20 protein-coding genes are annotated in these 16,200 nt (G+C 72.3%); 13 read left to right on the top strand and 7 right to left on the bottom strand.

Annotation, left to right across the window (positions count from 1 at the left end; genetic code table 11):
• The first annotated feature begins 144 nt into the window (after positions 1-144).
• Positions 145-888, top strand: a complete 744-nt coding sequence (locus tag OG494_RS16350) for a papain-like cysteine protease family protein (protein WP_328456550.1) — start codon at positions 145-147, stop codon at positions 886-888.
• Positions 889-896: 8 nt separating this feature from the next.
• A complete protein-coding gene (locus OG494_RS16345; RefSeq protein ID WP_328456548.1) occupies positions 897-1,688 on the top strand; it encodes a hypothetical protein in 792 nt (263 codons plus the stop codon).
• Positions 1,689-1,708: 20 nt separating this feature from the next.
• On the opposite strand, the gene OG494_RS16340 is transcribed toward OG494_RS16345, so the two are convergent.
• A complete protein-coding gene (locus OG494_RS16340) occupies positions 1,709-2,248 on the bottom strand; it encodes an SRPBCC family protein (protein ID WP_442874483.1) in 540 nt (179 codons plus the stop codon).
• Between the two features lie 68 nt (positions 2,249-2,316).
• Between OG494_RS16340 and OG494_RS16335 the strand changes: the two genes are divergently transcribed.
• Positions 2,317-2,787: a MarR family winged helix-turn-helix transcriptional regulator gene (locus OG494_RS16335; RefSeq protein ID WP_328456544.1), complete on the top strand. Its 471-nt coding sequence runs from the start codon at positions 2,317-2,319 to the stop codon at positions 2,785-2,787.
• Between the two features lie 23 nt (positions 2,788-2,810).
• Positions 2,811-3,122: a DUF3159 domain-containing protein gene (locus OG494_RS16330; RefSeq protein WP_328458953.1), complete on the top strand. Its 312-nt coding sequence runs from the start codon at positions 2,811-2,813 to the stop codon at positions 3,120-3,122.
• On the opposite strand, the gene OG494_RS16325 is transcribed toward OG494_RS16330, so the two are convergent.
• Complete coding sequence (locus OG494_RS16325; protein WP_328456542.1) at positions 3,119-4,444, bottom strand: DUF5919 domain-containing protein; 1,326 nt, start codon at positions 4,442-4,444, stop codon at positions 3,119-3,121. The two genes, OG494_RS16330 and OG494_RS16325, sit on opposite strands and share 4 nt — an antisense overlap.
• Positions 4,445-4,623: 179 nt before the next feature.
• Here OG494_RS16325 and OG494_RS16320 point away from each other — a divergent pair, with 179 nt between their 5' ends.
• Together OG494_RS16320 and OG494_RS16315 are read left to right on the top strand one after the other, a co-directional pair.
• Entirely contained in the window at positions 4,624-5,037 is a 414-nt protein-coding gene (locus tag OG494_RS16320) for a hypothetical protein (protein WP_328456540.1), read from the top strand.
• 301 nt (positions 5,038-5,338) lie between these two features.
• Entirely contained in the window at positions 5,339-6,130 is a 792-nt protein-coding gene (locus OG494_RS16315; RefSeq protein WP_328456538.1) for an IclR family transcriptional regulator, read from the top strand.
• A 492-nt stretch (positions 6,131-6,622) separates the two neighbouring features.
• Here OG494_RS16315 and OG494_RS16310 read toward each other — a convergent pair whose 3' ends face one another.
• The 4 genes from OG494_RS16310 to OG494_RS16295 are packed head-to-tail and all read right to left on the bottom strand — an operon-like array spanning position 6,623 to position 10,151.
• Positions 6,623-7,357 (bottom strand): alpha/beta hydrolase fold domain-containing protein, encoded by a 735-nt coding sequence (locus OG494_RS16310; RefSeq protein ID WP_328456536.1) that lies wholly within the window; start codon positions 7,355-7,357, stop codon positions 6,623-6,625.
• Entirely contained in the window at positions 7,354-8,610 is a 1,257-nt protein-coding gene (locus OG494_RS16305; protein ID WP_328456534.1) for an amidohydrolase family protein, read from the bottom strand. Before OG494_RS16305 ends, OG494_RS16310 begins: the two co-directional genes overlap by 4 nt.
• A 38-nt stretch (positions 8,611-8,648) precedes the next feature.
• Positions 8,649-9,413, bottom strand: coding sequence for an SDR family NAD(P)-dependent oxidoreductase (locus OG494_RS16300; protein ID WP_328456532.1), 765 nt, complete (start codon positions 9,411-9,413; stop codon positions 8,649-8,651).
• Between the two features lie 9 nt (positions 9,414-9,422).
• The gene (locus tag OG494_RS16295) at positions 9,423-10,151 is read right to left on the bottom strand and encodes an SDR family NAD(P)-dependent oxidoreductase (protein ID WP_328456530.1); all 729 of its coding nucleotides are present in this window, start codon (positions 10,149-10,151) and stop codon (positions 9,423-9,425) included.
• A gap of 124 nt (positions 10,152-10,275) precedes the next feature.
• Here OG494_RS16295 and OG494_RS16290 point away from each other — a divergent pair, with 124 nt between their 5' ends.
• The 3 genes from OG494_RS16290 to OG494_RS16280 are packed head-to-tail and all read left to right on the top strand — an operon-like array spanning position 10,276 to position 12,577.
• Positions 10,276-10,857 carry a carboxymuconolactone decarboxylase family protein gene (locus OG494_RS16290; RefSeq protein WP_328456528.1) on the top strand — a complete coding sequence of 194 codons (582 nt, stop codon included), beginning with the start codon at positions 10,276-10,278 and terminating at the stop codon, positions 10,855-10,857.
• Positions 10,854-11,726 carry a fumarylacetoacetate hydrolase family protein gene (locus OG494_RS16285; protein WP_328456527.1) on the top strand — a complete coding sequence of 291 codons (873 nt, stop codon included), beginning with the start codon at positions 10,854-10,856 and terminating at the stop codon, positions 11,724-11,726. The genes OG494_RS16290 and OG494_RS16285 overlap by 4 nt, the downstream gene beginning before the upstream one ends.
• On the top strand, positions 11,726-12,577 hold the full coding sequence (locus OG494_RS16280; RefSeq protein ID WP_328458952.1) for a fumarylacetoacetate hydrolase family protein: 852 nt from the start codon (positions 11,726-11,728) through the stop codon (positions 12,575-12,577). Before OG494_RS16285 ends, OG494_RS16280 begins: the two co-directional genes overlap by 1 nt.
• Before the next feature lie 145 nt (positions 12,578-12,722).
• On the opposite strand, the gene OG494_RS16275 is transcribed toward OG494_RS16280, so the two are convergent.
• Entirely contained in the window at positions 12,723-12,944 is a 222-nt protein-coding gene (locus OG494_RS16275) for a hypothetical protein (RefSeq protein ID WP_328456525.1), read from the bottom strand.
• Positions 12,945-13,032: 88 nt separating this feature from the next.
• On the opposite strand from OG494_RS16275, the gene ligD (OG494_RS16270) reads away from it, so the two are divergent.
• The 4 genes from ligD (OG494_RS16270) (at position 13,033) to ligD (OG494_RS16255) (ending at position 16,168) form a co-directional block, all read left to right on the top strand.
• Positions 13,033-13,953 (top strand): non-homologous end-joining DNA ligase, encoded by a 921-nt coding sequence (gene ligD / locus OG494_RS16270; RefSeq protein ID WP_328456523.1) that lies wholly within the window; start codon positions 13,033-13,035, stop codon positions 13,951-13,953.
• A 246-nt stretch (positions 13,954-14,199) separates the two neighbouring features.
• Positions 14,200-14,604, top strand: a complete 405-nt coding sequence (locus OG494_RS16265; RefSeq protein ID WP_328456521.1) for an STAS domain-containing protein — start codon at positions 14,200-14,202, stop codon at positions 14,602-14,604.
• Positions 14,605-14,665: 61 nt separating this feature from the next.
• A complete protein-coding gene (locus OG494_RS16260) occupies positions 14,666-15,085 on the top strand; it encodes a DUF6292 family protein (RefSeq protein ID WP_328456519.1) in 420 nt (139 codons plus the stop codon).
• 99 nt (positions 15,086-15,184) lie between these two features.
• Positions 15,185-16,168, top strand: a complete 984-nt coding sequence (gene ligD, locus OG494_RS16255; protein WP_328456517.1) for a non-homologous end-joining DNA ligase — start codon at positions 15,185-15,187, stop codon at positions 16,166-16,168.
• Positions 16,169-16,200: the final 32 nt, after the last annotated feature.

The raw sequence follows: 16,200 nt of genomic DNA, 5'->3' as shown, positions 1-16,200 counted from the left end.
GCCGGGACGGCAGCGTCCCGACCAGCGGATATGTGACGCGGGCCACGGCACGGCGCGCCGGTCGTTTACTCATCGTTTACCGACTTGCGTCGGTTGTTGGAGATTTTCTCCTGTCGCACAGTGGTGGGGCGAAGTTGCCGCGGAATGGGTCCGGAACCGTTCCCCGTCGTCCCCCTTTCCCTTTTGCGCAAGGAGAAGCTCGTGGTCATCGCGCTGGACAAACGAATGATGGGCCTGGTTCTCACGTGTGGTGCGGTCGTGGTCACGGCCACGCTCGCGCTGACCCCGGTGGCCGGGGCCCAGCCGGTCGCGCCGGCGGCGCCGAACGGCGTGACGCTCACCCACCCGCTCACCGACAACAGCGCGTTGCGGCTCCCGGCCGCCGCGAACGCGGCCCGCGACGCCAGGGCCGCGCGCAGCCTCGACTACAGCCAGCAGGTGCAGCAGAACGACGAATGGTGCTGGGCCGCGGACGGCGCCAGCATCGAGCAGTTCCACGGCGCGTCGACGTCGCAGGACCAGTTCTGCGCCGCGGGCAAGGGCACCACCGCGGGCAACTGCCCGAACCAGGCGGCGCAGATCGGCGAGATCGTCAACGGGTTCCGCGGCACCGGGTTCTCCGCCAGCAGCGCCGGGGGAGCGGTGTCGTTCTCGACGATCACCCAGCAGATCGACGCCGGCAACCCGGCGCTCACCGGGATCTACTGGACCTCCGGCGGCGGCCACGCCGAAGTGATCTACGGCTACGACGCGGGCAACCAGTCGATGGACGTCGGCGACCCGTGGCCGACCTACCAGCGCTACCGCACCCAGTCCTACAACGACTACCTGCGCAACAGCGAGTTCACCTGGGGCGACACGGTCGTCGGCATCACGGGCGGGCGGTGAGCTAGGCCATGACCAGGTCTGCGGTGAAGGTCCTGACGGCGGTGCTGCTGGCGCTGGCGAGCTCGGCCGGGTTCGGCGCGGCGGCCTCGGCCGCGCCACCCGCGTGGGTGCCGCTGCCGGGCGCGCAGGTCGCCGCGGCGGTGACCGCGGCCCACTCGGCCGAGGCGATCAGCTTCGCCAGGACCAACTTCCGCAGACCTGGTCAGCCCGACCCGGGTGTCATCACCGTGGCGGACACGGGTGTCCCGGCCTACACGCTCGACCCGGCGTTCGTGCGGGGCGACGGTGCCGGCCGGGTGGCGGTCCTCGAGTACGTCGCGGTCGTCGCGCGCGCCCAGGACGGCCGCACCGCCACCATCCAGGCCGCACCCGGCGCGGCGGGGTGGCGGGTCGGCAGCGTCCTGTCCGGGGACGACGAGACCCGGCTCGGCACCCGGCTGCCGGCCGGCGCCGTCCTGCTCGACGAGCCGCAGATCAACGGCTGGTACGCGCTGAGCGCCGACGGCGTCCGGCTGCTGCAGGCCAGCCTGCCGCAGACGCCGGTCGGCGCGTTCGTGCCGCTGGCGGACTACCAGCGCCAGGTCCACGACCGGTACGCGGACAAACAACCCGGCTCTCAGTACCAGCGCGACGGCGGCCTCGGCTTCGCCCAGCACCCGGATACGGCCGCGGCCGGAACGTCGGGGTGGTGGTGGCTCGGCCTCGCCGGGCTGCCGGTGATCGTCTTCATCGTCTGGTTCGCTCGCAGAAAGTCACCGGCCAGGCGCGAAGAATTCAAGACGGCAACCGGAAATCCTTGACGGACGCACCGACGCCCGGGTCAGGCCGGGCGCAGCCGGTCGCGCAGACCGGCCGCGAGACCGGCCACGGTCAGCAGGTCGACGAACCCGCCGCCGTATTCGACCAGACGGGGGCGGCGTGCGCCGCTGAGGCGGAACCGGAGGTGCACCCGGGTGGTGCCGTCGCCGTCGCCGGTGAGGCGGATCGCCCAGCTGATCTCCAGGCGGCCGCGGGTGGAGCGGTGGACGAGGGTGTGCGGCGGGTCGTGGGTGACGATCTCGAAGGTCGCGTCGCGGCCGCCCCAGTCGTCGATGACGTCGCCCGGGCTCAGGTGCTGCAGCGCGGGATCGAGGTGACGCAGCGCGCGGCGGCGCCGGGGGAGGAGCGCCTCGACCCAGGTGGGCAGGTACCAGCCGGCACGGTTCTTGCCGAGCTGGGCGAACCACGGCCAGACCCGCTCGGGCGGCGCGTTCAGGGTGAACCCGCGGTCCAGCACGACGTCCGGGCAGGGGACGAGGTCGTCGCCGGGTGCGGGGGCGGCGACTTCGCCCGCGCGGGGTGCGACGCCGAGGCCGATCATCGTGACCACCGCCGTTCCGTATCGAATGAAACCGTATCATCCGATACCCGTGGGGGTAGGGTGCTCGCATGACCGCCAAGTCCAGGACCCGCGCCACCGACCGCCCGGGGGACGTGTCCCCGTTCGCGTTGGGGTTGCTGCTGCGCCGGGCGCACGCCCGGGCGGCGGGGGCGATGGCCGCCGCGATGCGCCCGCACGGGTTGGAGCTGCGGCACTTCGCCGTGCTGGTCATCCTCGTGGACCGCGGGCCGACGACGCAGCGGGACCTGGTCGAGGCGACCGGTTCCGACAAGGCCGGGATCATGCGGGTCGTCGACGACCTGGAGGCGAAGGGGTTCGCGGTCCGCAATGCGGTGCCGGGGGACCGGCGGGTGCGCGAGGTCGAGATCACCCCGGACGGCGTCAAGGCCTTCGACGCCGCGCACGAGGCCGCGCTCGCCCCGGCCGAAGAGCTGGTCTCGCACTTGCGCGCCGGCGAGCCGGCGAAACTGCTGGACCTGCTGACCAGGTTCACCTATCCGCCCGGGGACGAGGCGTAGGCCGCTCATACCGCGGCGAGACCCTGCTTCAGGGCCGCGGCCATCGTCGCGACCCGGCCCGCGGGTTCTTCCTCATCCCCGCGCTGATCCCGTTCGCGGTCATCGCCGTCTGCGTGACGACCGTCCTCATCGGACGCCCGCTGACGGGCCTCGTCCTCAACCGCGTCGCCGGCGGCCCCGCGGACTGGCGCTCGGTACCCCGGCTGCGGCGGATCCACACGGTCCCGACCCTCACCTGCGCGGCGGTCAACGGCGCCCTCCAGGTGAGCTACTACCGCGGCAACCAGCCCTGGCCCTGGGCGCGGTCCACATTGCGACGGGCCCGGCACGGCTAGTCCGGGAGCGCGCTTCCGGTCAGGTCATGGGGTGTGGCGTTGTTCCACAACGCTTCGGCTTCGTCGACGAACGTCCGGTATCCGGGTGCACCCGGCTGGAGCACGAACTTCGGCTCTTCGGCGGATCGGTAGGTGTAGTACTCGGCGAAGACGGCGGCCAAGGGCCCGGCGTGGTCCGGGCGGCTGTCGGCGGCGATGACGCCGACTGCGATCGGGTGCGCCACGAGCCGGACCGTCAAGTCGCCATCGGTCGCGGACTTCAGCTCCGCCAGCAGCCTCAGCGTGTGGCGCACTCGTTCCCGGGCGCCGGCGGGCGAGCGTTCCGCGTAGTAGCGCGACGCGGCCGCGTCGATCGCGGTCGAGTCGGGATCGATGAGGACGAACCTGATCGCGGTGCCGGCCTTCAGGAGTCTTTCCAGCTTGGTGTAGTTGTTGTTGACGAAGGCGTTGCGGGCCGTGCCCGTGATGGTCAGGTCGGCGGCGTTCTCGATCGCCCGGTCCAGTTCGGGGCCGAAACTCTCGCTGAAGGCCGGGCGGCGGGTGCGGGTGAGCTGCTGGGCGGGCGACAGCGGCCAGGGGGTGCCGGCCTCCCACAGCCGCTCCGCCTCCGCGGCGAAGTGCCGGTACCAGGGAGCGTGCTCGGGTTCGAGGACGAACACCGGCGCCGCTTCGCCGATCGGGTGGTACTCGTAGTGCTGGACGCAGACCATCCCGCGTGGGCCGGACGCGTCGAGGCAGTTGAAGCCTGCGGACGAGATCCGGGAGGAGACGCGCACCTCCAGCCGGCCGCTTGTCTTGCTCCGCAGGGTCGTGAGGTCGTCCAGCGTGGTCATGATCCGTTGCCGGAGCCGGCCGGGCGCGAGGGTTTGCGAGATGCGCCGGTCGGCCGTTTCGATGAGCACTTCATCGGTCGGGTCGAGGACGAGCACGCGGATGCGGCCACCGGCTTCGAGGATGGCGCGCATGTCGCTGCGCATGCCTTGGACGGTCCTGGTCATCGAATGGCCGATGAGCAGGATGTCGAACGCGTCGGCCCGCCGGGTGATGAGGCCGGCCGGGAACCGGGTCTTGAACAGGGCCGTCGGGTCGGCCTGGTGCGATCTCCGGATCTGCTCGGTCAGCCGTCGCGAGCGGATCTGGGAAAAGGCGAGCAGCGCCAGCAGCGCGAGGACCACCGACGACAGCGTCTTCACGTCGGAGATGCCGGTCGCCCCGAGTACCGTGAACGCCAGGGCCACCACGCCGAGCAGGTAGAGATCCAGGTTGTCGTCGTTGATCAGCCGGATCAGGGACCGCCTGATCCGGCCGCGCTCGTCAGCCACGAAGCACCCGCCCTCCCCGGTTCGGTCCAGGCTATCCGTACCGCAGCGTGCGTAGGGCGACTTCACGCGTACGGCAGCGGACGTAGCCGCGAAGCCGCCTCTCGACCGGCGACGGTGGTGCGCTTGCCCCGGGACACTGTGCGCGTCAACACATCCGCAGTGGATCAGAGGTGGCGCTCATGACCGGAACACAGCTCGGCGAACAGCGGACGACGGCGGGCTGGGCCCGGGCGATGCGGGTCGTCGCGACCGGGGAGGTGCTTCTCCTCCTGGTGCAGGCGGCCACCGCGGGGCAGCTGCTCGAAGGGGTGGCGTCGGCGCGGACGCTGCACGGGGCCGGGGCGATCCCGGTGGCCGTGTTCGCGGTCGCCGAGCTGGTCGTCGCCGCAGTGGTGCGGCGGCGGGGGCGTGGTCCCGCATGGCCGGTGTGGGCGAGCGGGGTCTTGGTCGTGCTGGTCTTCGTGCAGGCGATGCTCGGCGGCATGGGCAACCGGGCGGTGCACGTGCCGCTCGGCGTCGGGGTGGTCGTGCTCTCGTCGGTGCTCGCCGCGTGGGCGTGGCGGGCGTCTACTGTGGACACACCGCAGCGGTGAACGTGTGCCGCCCGGGCCTTCGCCGGTGGTGCCGCCGGCCGGGTCGAGCAGCGTCGCCTTGACCGGCGGCGTCAGCACCGGCCGGGACCAGCACCGCCATCCCGCGGCGAAGGCGAAGAAGAAGAGGAATCCGCGCCGGGGTACGGCGAACTCCGTTCCGGTGGACGTGGACTCTCGGCGGAAAGAAGTACTCATCGTCGGGCACCTTTCGCGGCTCGGTCGGCTGACCTGCGGGGAAGGATGAGCGCCCGCCGCGGTGTACCGTGAGAGAGATGCCAATTAATGGAACGTCGACGCCGACATGACCGAGCCGGCGCGGGTGCGCGGCCGCCGTCCGGCCCACGGCGAACCGGTGGTCGACCGCGCGCTTTCCCTGCTGGCGTCGTTCGACGCGGAGCACCGCGCGCTCACCCTGGCCGAGCTGAGCCGGCGGGCCGGGATCCCGCCGAGCTCGGCGTTGCGGCTCGCGAACCGCCTCGTGGACTGGGGTGCGCTGGAGCGGGACGACGCCGGGCGGTTCTGCGTCGGGCTCCGGCTGCTCGAAGTCGCGACGCTCGCGCCGCGCGGCCACGGCCTGCGGCAGGTGGCCCTGCCGTTCCTGAACGACCTCGCCGAGGTGACGCACCAGCACGTCCAGCTGGCCGTCCGCGACGGGATGCAGGCGATGCTCGTCGAACGGCTCTCGGCCCACCAGGCGACGCCGGTGGACTACCGGATCGGCGGGCGGCTTCCGTTGCACTCCACCGGAGTCGGGCTCGCGCTGCTCGCCTTCGCGCCGAAAGAAGTCCAGGAAGAGCTGCTCGCCAAACCGGTCTACAGCGAGCCCGACAACCGCCTGATCCCCGAGGACGTCCTGCGGCGCACCCTGGCCGACGTCCGGCGGGAGCGGCTGGCGATCTTCCGGCGGGAGGACGAGCACGAGTCGATCGTGTCCGTGGCCGCGCCGGTGTTCGACCGCGACGACCTCGTGGTGGGCGTCGTGGGAGTGCTGGTGCCGAAACGCGTCGCGCAGCCACGCCGCCTGGGGCTCGCGGTGCAGACCACGGCGCGGGGCATCTCCCGGGAGCTGGGGGCCGCCCGGGGCCGCGCCTGAACCTGCCATTCAATGGCAGGGACGTAGGTGTGCCGGACCGCGTGCGGTCATCCTCGGCGCCATGCTTCCTCCGCGCGATGACAGCGGCGTCGCCTTCCGCGATCTCGACGGCGACGGGGTGATGGCCCCGTACGAAGACCCCCGCCGCCCGGTGGAAGAGCGGATACGGGACCTGCTCGCCCGGATGACCGTCGCGGAGAAAGCCGGACCGCTGTGCCACGCGCCGGACCCGCGGCACTCGGCGAACGAGAACCCGATGGCTGCTCGCGCTGGCCGGAACCGCTCGGGTTCGGTGCCCTGGACGACGAGGACCTCGTGCGCGAGTTCGCCGGGATCGTGCGGGCGGAGTACACCGCGGTCGGGATCCGCCTGGCCTTTTCATGGGTGCGCTGGCCGCTGCCGGGGTGGACGTGCACCACGTGCGGATCCGCTCGATGCTGCACGGCTTCTTGGGACTGCCGTCGGCTGCCCCGGCGGCAGAGCGCGGCCGCGTCAGCTGAGCCCGTCGAGGAACTTCACCGAGCGGTCCACCAGCGCGCCGACGTCCCGGGCGTCGGTCCACCGGTGCCCGGCGCCCGGCACGAGGTCCAGCTCCACCGGCGCACCGACCGTCCGCAACGCCGCGGCCAGCCGCTCGCTCTGGGCCGGCGGTACCAGGTCGTCGGCGTCGCCGTGCATCAGGAGGATCGGCGGGGCGTCGCCGCGCACGAAGCTGAGCGGGCTCGCCGCCCGCGCCCGCTCGGGGTTCGCCGAAGGGGCGACGCCCAGCAGGTCCGTCTCCCGGGAGTCGTCCGCTCCGCCGCCGGCTTCGGCGACGTCGGCGGGCAGGCCCAGGAGATCCGTCGGGGGGAACCACGCCACCACGCCGTCGACGTCGCCGCCGTCCAGCGCCGCCAGCAGGGCGAGGTGGGCGCCCGCCGACTCGCCCCACAGGAACGTCCCGGCACAGTCCACTTCGGACCGCAGCCACGCGGCCGCCGCGCGGACGTCGGCCAGCTGGGCCGGGAACCGGGCCTCGCCGCTGAGCCGGTAGTCCGCCGCGGCCACCGCGAAACCCCGCTCCGCCAACGTCGAGCACAGCGACGCGGGGATCGTCGTCCGGCGCGACCCGCGCCGCCAGCCGCCGCCGTGCAGGTAGACGATCGCCGGGTGCGGGCCGGGACCGGAGGGCAGGTGCAGGTCCAGTTCGAGAGGCCGGAAGCCCGGGACTTCGCGGTAGACCGTCACGCGGGCGCCTTGTGGAACCGGCCGCCCTGCATGATCGCCAGGAGGTTGTCCTTGTCCTGCAACACCGTCACGTCCGCAGTCGGGTCGCCGCGTACCACCAGGACGTCGGCGAGGTAGTCCTCCGTCAGCACGCCGACCGGCATGTCCAGCACCTGGCCGCCGTACTGCGTCGTGGCGCGCAGGGCCTCGGCGGGGGAGTAGCCGAACAACCGCACGAACAGCTCCAGGTCCCGCGCGTTGCGCCCGATCGGGTTGTTCGGGAAGCCGTAGTCGCCGCCGGGCAGCACCCGCAGGCCGCGTTTGCGCAGCTCCGGGTACAGCTGCTCCATCGCGGCGAGCGATTTCACCGAGCCCATCTTCTCCGCCAGCCCGGCGTCGATGCCGAACTCGGCGCCCTCGTGGACGTTGGCCCACATGATGCCGACGGCGGGGGACAGGAAGATCTCGTCCTTGTGCTCCTCCAGGAGGTCGATGGCCTCCTGGTCGGCGTACGAGCAGTGGTAGACCGACCGGAACCCGCTGCGCACCGCCAGCTTGATCGACTCGGGCGACTGCGCGTGGCAGTTGAGCCAGACACCGGACTCCCGCGCCTGCTCGCCCGCCGCGGCGGCTTCCTCCGCGCTGTACTGGGTGACCATCGAGCCGCCTTCGAAGAAGACGTCGTCGTTGCTCATCAGCAGTTTGACGCTGTCGAAGCCGAGCGCGGCCTGCTCGCGGATGAACGCGCGGACCGCCTCGGGGCCGACTTCTTTCGGTGTCGGGCCGTCCGGGCCCATCTGCACCGGGTTGTTGTCCCGCTCGAACGACGCCGCCCGCATCCGGGGGCCGGCGGTCAGGCCCGCGGCGATGCGGTCGCGCAGCCGCACCTCGGTCGGCACCGGGGTCAGCGAGCCGGCGGAGTACGCGCTGGTGAAGCCGTGGTCCAGCAGGATCCGCGCGTTGCGTTCGGCGAGCGCGAGGTGCTCGTCCGGCGTCGGCATGTGGTGGAAGAACGACACGTCCAGCGGCGGGTTGAACGACGGGTCGACGTGCCCGACGGCGGACGGGAACGTCAGGTGCGCGTGCGACTCCACCAGACCCGGCATGACCGTCGCGCCGCGGCAGTCGACGACCTGGTCACCCGGCTCGGGTTCGACGCCCGCGCGCACGGCTTCGATCCGGTCGCCGCGCACCACGACGTCACCCGGCACGGCCGGCGAACCCGTCCCGTCGAACACCCGGCCGCCGGTGAACACCACTCTGGGTTCGCTCATCTGCTCGTCCTCACTGACGAAATGACGACATGACGAAATCAGGCGCCGATCATGTTGTAACCGCCGTCGGCGACCATGAAGCTGCCGGTCATGTGGCTCGCGTCCTCGGACGCGAGGAACAGCGCGGTCCCGGCGAGCTCCTCCGGGCCGGGGATCCGGCCCAGCGGGGTCGCGTCCCGCAGCTTCTCCGCCCGGCCGGTCTTCCAGTCCTCACGCCCGAGCGTCGCTTCGGTCTCCATGAAGCCCGGCGCGAACACGTTCACCCGCACGGTGGGGGCGAGGGCGTGCGCGTACGACTTGGTCAGGCCGATGATCCCGTACTTCGCCGCCGCGTACTGCGGGGCGCGGGCACTGCCGCGCGCGACGACGGTCGAGCCGATGTTGACGATCGCGCCGCCGCCCTGGGCGAGCATCCGGTCGCCGAACTCGTGGGTGCACAGCAGCGTGCCCTTGATGTCCACGGCGAGCACGTGGTCGATGGACTCCTCGGTGATGTCCCGCCACGACATCTGGTCCCGGGCGACGTCCCCGACGTTGTTCACGGCGACGTCGACCCGGCCGAAGTGGCTCCACACCTCGTCGGCCATCCGGCGGATCTGCGCGTGCTCGGCGATGTCGGCCTGGACGAGGAACGCCTTGCGGCCCAGCGCTTCGACGCGTTCCACGGTGCGCTCGGCGCCCTCCCGGGAACCGCGGTAGTGCACGGCCACGTCGGCGCCCTCCTGGGCGGCGCGCACGGCGATCGCGGCGCCGAACCCGGTGCCGGCGCCGGTGACGAGGACGACCTTGTCGGTGAATCGCACAGAAACTCCTTAAACGAGGGTGCGGCCGCCGTCGGCGTACAGGACGTGTCCCGTGACGAACGCCGAACGGTCGGAGCAGAGGAACAGGACGGGGCCGACGAGGTCGTCGACGGTGCCGAGGCGCCCGGCCGGGACCAGCGACGTCAGGTCGTCGCGGACGCCGGGTTTCTCGAGGTGGTGGCGGGTCAGCCCGGTCTCGGTGTAGCCGGGCGCGACGGTGTTCACCGTGACGCCGCCGGCCGCCCACTCGCGGGCCATCACCCGGGCGAGCTGGTTGACCCCGCCCTTGGTGGCGGCGTAGGGCGCGTGGTGCGGGTGCGCGAGCAGGCCGGACACCGACGACAGGTAGACGATCCGGCCGTGCCCGGCCGCGGTCATCAGCTCGCCCGCCGCCTTGCCGGTCCAGAACGCGCTGTTCAGGTTGAGCGTGACGATGTCGTCCCACACTTCGTCCGGGGTGTCGAGCACCGGCCGCCGGTCGTTGACGCCGACCGCGTGCACGAAGATGTCGAGCCCGTCCAGCATCCCGGCGGCCCGGGCGACGCACTCCCGGCTGCCCTCGGCGGTGGTCAGGTCCGCGCGCAGCGTCTTGGTCCCGACGGCGGCCAGCCGCTGTTCGTCGATGTCGGCGACCACGACCTCGGCCCCCGCTTCGGCGAGCGCGGCGGCGATCCCGCCGCCGATCCCGCCGGCGCCGGCCACCAGGGCCTTCCGCCCGCCCAACCCGAGCCAGTCCACCACGCGCTCCCTCACCGTCCTTGGTCCGCCCGACGCTAGGTCCGGAGCGCGGGACGGGGAACGGCCGTGCCATTGATTGGCAGATCCGGGCCTGCCGGCCCGCGGCCGCTGGTGGGATGGCGGCATGAGCAGGCTGCCGCACCTCACCCCCGACCGCCTCGACCCGGCGCAACGGGCGCTGTACGACGCCATCACCGGCGGGCCCCGCGCGGCCGGGCCGCAGCGCTTTCCGCTGGCCGACGACGCCGGGCGCCTGGCCGGCCCGTTCAACGCGATGCTCCTCGCACCTCCGGCCGGGCAGGCGCTGCAGGCGCTCGGCGCCGCGATCCGGTACGAGACGACGCTGGGGGACCGGATCCGGGAGCTGGCGATCCTCGCCGTCGCGGCCCGCTGGGACAGCGGCTTCGAGCGGTACGCCCACGAGCCGCACGCGCTCGCCGCCGGGCTCACCGAGGCGCAGGTCGCGGCCGTCCGCGCCGGCGTGCTCCCCGACCTGGCCGACGAGACCGAGCGGGCCGCGCTGCGGTTCGTGTCCGCGCTGCTGCGCGAGGAGGACGTCGACGACGTGACCTACACCGAGGTCGTGCCAATCATTGGCAACCGGATGGCCGTCGAGCTGACGACTCTGGTCGGCTACTACGCGACGCTGGCCCTCCAGCTGCGTGTGTTCCGCGTGGCCGACCCCGCAGGAAGTGGACTCCGATGAAGCTCGTCACCTTCAACGACAACCAGGTCGGGCGCATCGCCGACGACCAGGTGCTGGAACTCGACACCGCCTCGACGCGGGAGTTCTTCGAACGCGACCGCGCCGTGCCCGAGACCGGCCGCCGCTACCCCCTGGCCGACGTGCGCCTGCGCGCGCCGATCGTGCCGAAGAAGTTCTTCCACACCGCGGGCAACTTCCGCGAGCACCACGAGGACCTCGTCCGGGTGAACTGGTCGCACCCGGTGAACAAGGGCATCGTCTTCTTCCAGAACGTCGACGCGATCATCGGCCCGGAGGAGCCGATCGTCTACCCGTCGCACCTGACGTCCGAGCTGGACTACGAGCTCGAACTGGCGATCGTGCTCGGGAAGCCGGGCAAGTTCTTCGGCGCCGAGCAGGCGGCCGAGCACATCGGCGGCTACCTCGTCTTCAACGACATCACCGCGCGCGACATCCAGCGGCGCGAGATGGAGTCCGGCGTCTTCTCCTTCTCCAAGGCCATCGAGACGTTCTGCCCGATCGGCCCGTACATCGTGACGGCCGACGAGATCGAGGACCCGCACAACCTGGACATGGAGCTGCGGGTCAACGGCGACATCCGGCAGAAGTCCAACACCGGGCGGATGTCCGTGTCGATCCCGCAGCTGATCGCCTACCACTCGCCGCAGACCTACAGCGCGGGCGACCTCATCACCACCGGCACGATCGCCGGTGTCGCGGCGAGCACCGAAGACCCGTTCGCGAACTACCTCAAGCCCGGCGACGTCGTCGAGGCCGAGATCGAGGGCATCGGCGTGCTGCGCAACCCGGTCGTGTCCTGGCAGGACGCCCACGGCACCCCGCCGCCGGCCGCGGACCAGTGGGTCTGATGCGCCTGTCCACAGTGGACGGCCGGGCCGCCCTGGTGGCCGGCGACGGCGTCATCGACGTCGCCGGAGCCAGCGACGGCCGGTTCGGCCCCGATCCGATGGTCGTGCTCGAGCAGTGGACGGCGTTCCGGGTATGGGCGGCGAACGCCGTGCTGCCCGCGGCCGAGCCCCTGGCCGGCCGCGCGCTCGACGCGCCCGTGCCGCGGCCGCGCCAGGTCTTCGCGATCGCCCTCAACTACCCGCCGCACGCCGCCGAGGCGGGTTACCGGCCGCCCGCCGATCCGCTGGTGTTCACCAAGTTCCCGACCTGCGTCACGGGCCCGGACACCACGGTGGAGCTGCCCGGCGACCGCGTCGACTGGGAGGTCGAGCTGGTCGCGGTGATCGGCGTCGGCGGCCACCGCATCGCCGCCGGGGACGCCTGGGAGCACGTCGCCGGGCTGACCGTCGGCCAGGACCTGTCCGAGCGGGGTGTGCAGCTGCTCGGCACGCCGCCGCAGTTCTCGCTCGGCAAGTCGTTCCCCGGTTTCGGCCCGACCGGCCCGGCCCTGGTGACGCCGGACGAGTTCGCCGACCCCGGCGACCTCCGCCTGGTCACCGAGCTGAACGGCACGGTCGTCCAGAAGGCCCGGACCGGCGAGATGATCTTCGGTGTGCCGGAGCTGATCGCCCGGCTGTCGGCGATCTGCCCGCTGCTGCCGGGTGACCTCGTCTTCACCGGAACCCCGGCCGGGGTGGGCAACCGGATGAGCCCGCCGCGGTACCTCGGGCCGGACGACGTGCTGGTCAGCCGGATCGAGGGGATCGGCGAACTGCGCACCCGGTTCACGCGCACCCTTGCCACGGCCTGAAGCCTCAGGGTCGGGTCACGTCCGGGGCCATCGGTGTTCGGCGATGGAGGATTCCGGCCGCTCAGCGTCCCGGATCCTCCGTCGTCACCTCGGGGCCATGCCCCAGCCGGACGATTCCGCTCGCCGCCCCGGCGATCGGACGCCGCTACTTCCGGCGGCCGGCGGCCTTGGCGCGGTCGTGGGCCCACCCCGTCAGGACCACGCCGATCGCCGCCACGACGACGTAGCAGGCCAGCGTTCCCGCGAACCCCGCGCCGAGCCAGCCGAGCAGGCCGAGCTTCCCGTGGTCGATCAGCAGGCGGATCGCTCCTTGCGCGCCGACCGCGACCAGCACCATCCCCACGACCTGCAGCACGTCGAACTTCACCCGGTCCCCTCCCGTTGGTGATACGACTGCATCATAACCAGGAGTGACCGGCGCGCTCAACCGCCGGGAGCGCGGTAGCGTGTCCGGCGTGGCGGGGAGCCGGATCACGGTGCGGGTGGGGGAGCGGCAGCTGACGCTGTCGAACCTCGAAAAGGTGCTCTACCCGAAGACCGGGTTCACCAAGGGCGAGGTGCTCGACTACTACACGCGGATCGCGCCCGTGCTGCTGCCGCACATCCACGACCGGGCGATGACCTTCGTGCGTTTCCCCGACGGCGTCACCGGCGGCTCGTTCTTCGAGAAGGACGTCTCCCGCCACGCCCCGGAGTGGGTCCGCACCGCGAGCCTCACCGTCACCGGCCGCGGCAAGGACTCCGAGATCGTCAACTACCCGCTGATCAACGACCTGCCCGAACTCGTGTGGGCGGCCAACCTCGCCGCGCTCGAGCTGCACGTCCACCAGTGGACCGTCGACGCCGGCGACGAGCGGAGCCTGCCGGACCGCCTGGTGTTCGACCTCGACCCGGGCCCCGGCGCGACCGTCGTCGACTGCTGCCGCGTCGCCGAGCGGCTCTACGACGTGCTCGCCGGCGACGGGTTCACGCCGGTCGCGAAGACCAGTGGCTCCAAGGGCATGCAGCTCTACGCGGGCGTGGTGACCACCGACGCCGCCGAGACGTCGCAGTACGCGAAGGCGCTCGCCGAACGGCTGGCCGCGGAGACGCCGGACCTCGTGGTCGCGCGGATGACGAAGACCCTGCGCCCGGGCAAGATCTTCATCGACTGGAGCCAGAACAACCCGTTCAAGACCACCGTGGCGCCGTACTCGCTGCGCGGGCGCGACGAGCCGACGGTGTCCACTCCGGTCACCTGGGACGAGGTCCGCGCCTGCCGGCACGTCACGCACCTGCGGTTCACCGCGGACGAAGTCCTGCGGCGCGTCGACGGGCTCGGGGATCTCTTCGCGGACCTCGAGCGCACGCGCGTGCCGATTCCGGCATTCGGCTGAATTTCGGGAAAAACAATTCCCCGCTGACCGGCCGCCGGTTCTCGACGCGTCTGCCGTCCTGTTGTGAAGAATTGCCGAACACCGGTCCCACCTGCGCGATTCGATCGTCCACAGCGGACGGGTGCACGTGCAGACGGGCGTGTCGGTGCACGGCCCTTCGGACGGGCCCGTTCCCGTTGTGCGCCAAGGTGGACGGACTCGGTACGGTCGACGCGTAAACCGTCAGGATGAGCCGCCGGAGCCGACATGAGGATCCAGAAACCACCTCGGCTTTCGCGAGCCTTCGGCCGCAGTTCGCCGGGCGCGCTGTGCGAACCGTTCGCGGTCACCACGGAGTTCGAAGGCGCCCGGAGCACGGTTGTCGCCGTGGTCGGCGACATTGATCTCGCGACCGTCGGAATTCTTGTCGAATGTGTCGAGACCGCGATGCGGGCGGGTGGCGTGCTCGTGCTCGACCTGGGCGAGGTGACGTTCTGCTCGGGAGCCGGCCTGCGCGCGCTGCACCGGCTGCGACGCACGGCCGAAGAAGCTGCCGTCGAGTTCGCCTGCGTGGTGCGGTCCCCGCGGTTGTGGCGGTTGCTGCGGGAGACCGGCGCCACCGGCTTCTCGTGCTACCGGGACCGCGCTGACGCGCTCGCCGCCGTCGGCTGATCCCGGCACGACCGGCCGGGCAGGGCGCCCGGCCGGCTTCGGAGGAGGGGAAAGGAAACGGGTGTCCGGCCTGATCGACGCCGATCTCGAGTTCTGGTTCCAGCGCGGCCTGCGCGCCTACCTCGGCGAGGTGGCCCGGGCACTGGGCTTTGGCCTCGAGTCGTGCACCGTGGACGTCGACGTCCCGGTGTCGGCCTACCTCGCGGTCGACTGGCGGCTGCGGCGCTTCCCCGAGCGCGACGTCGCGCTGCTGTGGGACGAGGTGCACGGCTGGGCGGCCGCGGTCGAGGCCGCGTGCGGGGAGGAGATGATCGTGCTGGCCTACCTGGGCGGCGCCGACATCCTGCCGCAACCCCGGGTGATCGTGCGGTTCCTGGCCGCGCTGCGCGCCGGTGACCTGGCCCCGGACGGGCTCGGCTCGCCCGTGCTGCGCCGCGCCGGCAGCCACCAGGACCTGCTGCCGCTGCTGCCGACCGGCTAGCCGCGGCCACGCTCGCGACGGCCGGCACTCCGGTCGCCGTGCCGGCCGTCGCGGCCGGGTGCCTGGCACGACCGGGCCCCATCCTCCACACTGGACGGCATGGCGGGGACGGTGCCGGACGCGGTTTCGCCGATGCTGGCCGTCGACGGGGACCTCCCGGACGACGACCAGCACGGCTACGAGTGGAAGTGGGACGGCTTCCGCGGCTGCGTGCGGGTCGCCGACAGCGGCGAAACCCGGATCACCAGCCGCAGCGGCAGCGACCACACGGCCCGCTACCCCGAGCTGGGCGACGTCTTCGGGCCCGCGCTCGGCGGCCGGGCCGCGGTGCTCGACGGCGAGGTCGTCGCGCTGAACCCGGCCGGGCGGCCGGAGTTCGAGCTGATGCAGCGGCGCGCCATGTACGAGCCGACGCCGAAGCTGCGCGCCGAGGTCCCGGTCGTCTACTTCGCCTTCGACCTGCTGCGGCTCGACGACCGGTCGCTGCTGAACCTGCCCTACGCCCAGCGGCGCGAGCTGCTGGCCGAGCTGGTCCGGCCCGCCGACGGCCGGATCGTCGTGCCGCCCTGGTACACCCGCGCCGACCTCACCCCCGCGCAGCTGCTGGCGACGGCGGCCGAGCACGGCATCGAAGGCGTCGTCGCGAAGCGCCTGGACGCGCCGTACCTGCCCGGCGCGCGATCGCCGTTGTGGACCAAGCGCGCGCTGACCCACACGCACGAGGTGATCGTCGGCGGCTGGCGGCCCGGCGCCGGCCGCCGCTCGGGCACCCTGGGCGCCCTCCTGCTGGGCGCGTACGACGACGACGGTGCCCTGGTCTACCTCGGCGACGTCGGCACCGGCTTCACCGACGACGCGCTCGACCACCTCAGCGCGGTGCTCGCGCCGCTGGCCCGCCCGGCGAGCCCGTTCGACACGGAGGTCCCGCGTGATCGCGCCCGCGGCGCCCACTGGGTCGAACCGTCGCTGGTCGGCGAGGTCGTCTACCGGCGGATCACCCCGGACCGGCGGCTGCGGCACACGTCGTGGCGCGGCCTGCGCCCGGACCGGACGCCGGACGAGGTCGGCCTGCCGTCGTCGTGAGCGCCGGAAACCGTCGGTGCCGCGTGGTTTCA

The sequence above is a fragment of the Amycolatopsis sp. NBC_00438 genome (genome assembly GCF_036026695.1).
Taxonomy (GTDB): Bacteria; Actinomycetota; Actinomycetes; order Mycobacteriales; family Pseudonocardiaceae; genus Amycolatopsis.
The sequence above is the reverse complement of the archived record's forward strand: the minus strand, read 5'-3'. Positions and strand labels throughout refer to the sequence as shown.

Coding starts and splice junctions, on each gene's coding strand:
- OG494_RS16350 (WP_328456550.1), top strand. CDS start 145: ATGGGTCCGGAACCGTTCCCCGTCGTCCCCCTTTCCCTTTTGCGCAAG.
- OG494_RS16345 (WP_328456548.1), top strand. CDS start 897: ATGACCAGGTCTGCGGTGAAGGTCCTGACGGCGGTGCTGCTGGCGCTG.
- OG494_RS16340 (WP_442874483.1), bottom strand. CDS start 2,248: ATGATCGGCCTCGGCGTCGCACCCCGCGCGGGCGAAGTCGCCGCCCCC.
- OG494_RS16335 (WP_328456544.1), top strand. CDS start 2,317: ATGACCGCCAAGTCCAGGACCCGCGCCACCGACCGCCCGGGGGACGTG.
- OG494_RS16320 (WP_328456540.1), top strand. CDS start 4,624: ATGACCGGAACACAGCTCGGCGAACAGCGGACGACGGCGGGCTGGGCC.
- OG494_RS16315 (WP_328456538.1), top strand. CDS start 5,339: ATGACCGAGCCGGCGCGGGTGCGCGGCCGCCGTCCGGCCCACGGCGAA.
- OG494_RS16305 (WP_328456534.1), bottom strand. CDS start 8,610: ATGAGCGAACCCAGAGTGGTGTTCACCGGCGGCCGGGTGTTCGACGGG.
- OG494_RS16290 (WP_328456528.1), top strand. CDS start 10,276: ATGAGCAGGCTGCCGCACCTCACCCCCGACCGCCTCGACCCGGCGCAA.
- OG494_RS16285 (WP_328456527.1), top strand. CDS start 10,854: ATGAAGCTCGTCACCTTCAACGACAACCAGGTCGGGCGCATCGCCGAC.
- OG494_RS16280 (WP_328458952.1), top strand. CDS start 11,726: ATGCGCCTGTCCACAGTGGACGGCCGGGCCGCCCTGGTGGCCGGCGAC.
- OG494_RS16265 (WP_328456521.1), top strand. CDS start 14,200: ATGAGGATCCAGAAACCACCTCGGCTTTCGCGAGCCTTCGGCCGCAGT.
- ligD (WP_328456517.1), top strand. CDS start 15,185: ATGGCGGGGACGGTGCCGGACGCGGTTTCGCCGATGCTGGCCGTCGAC.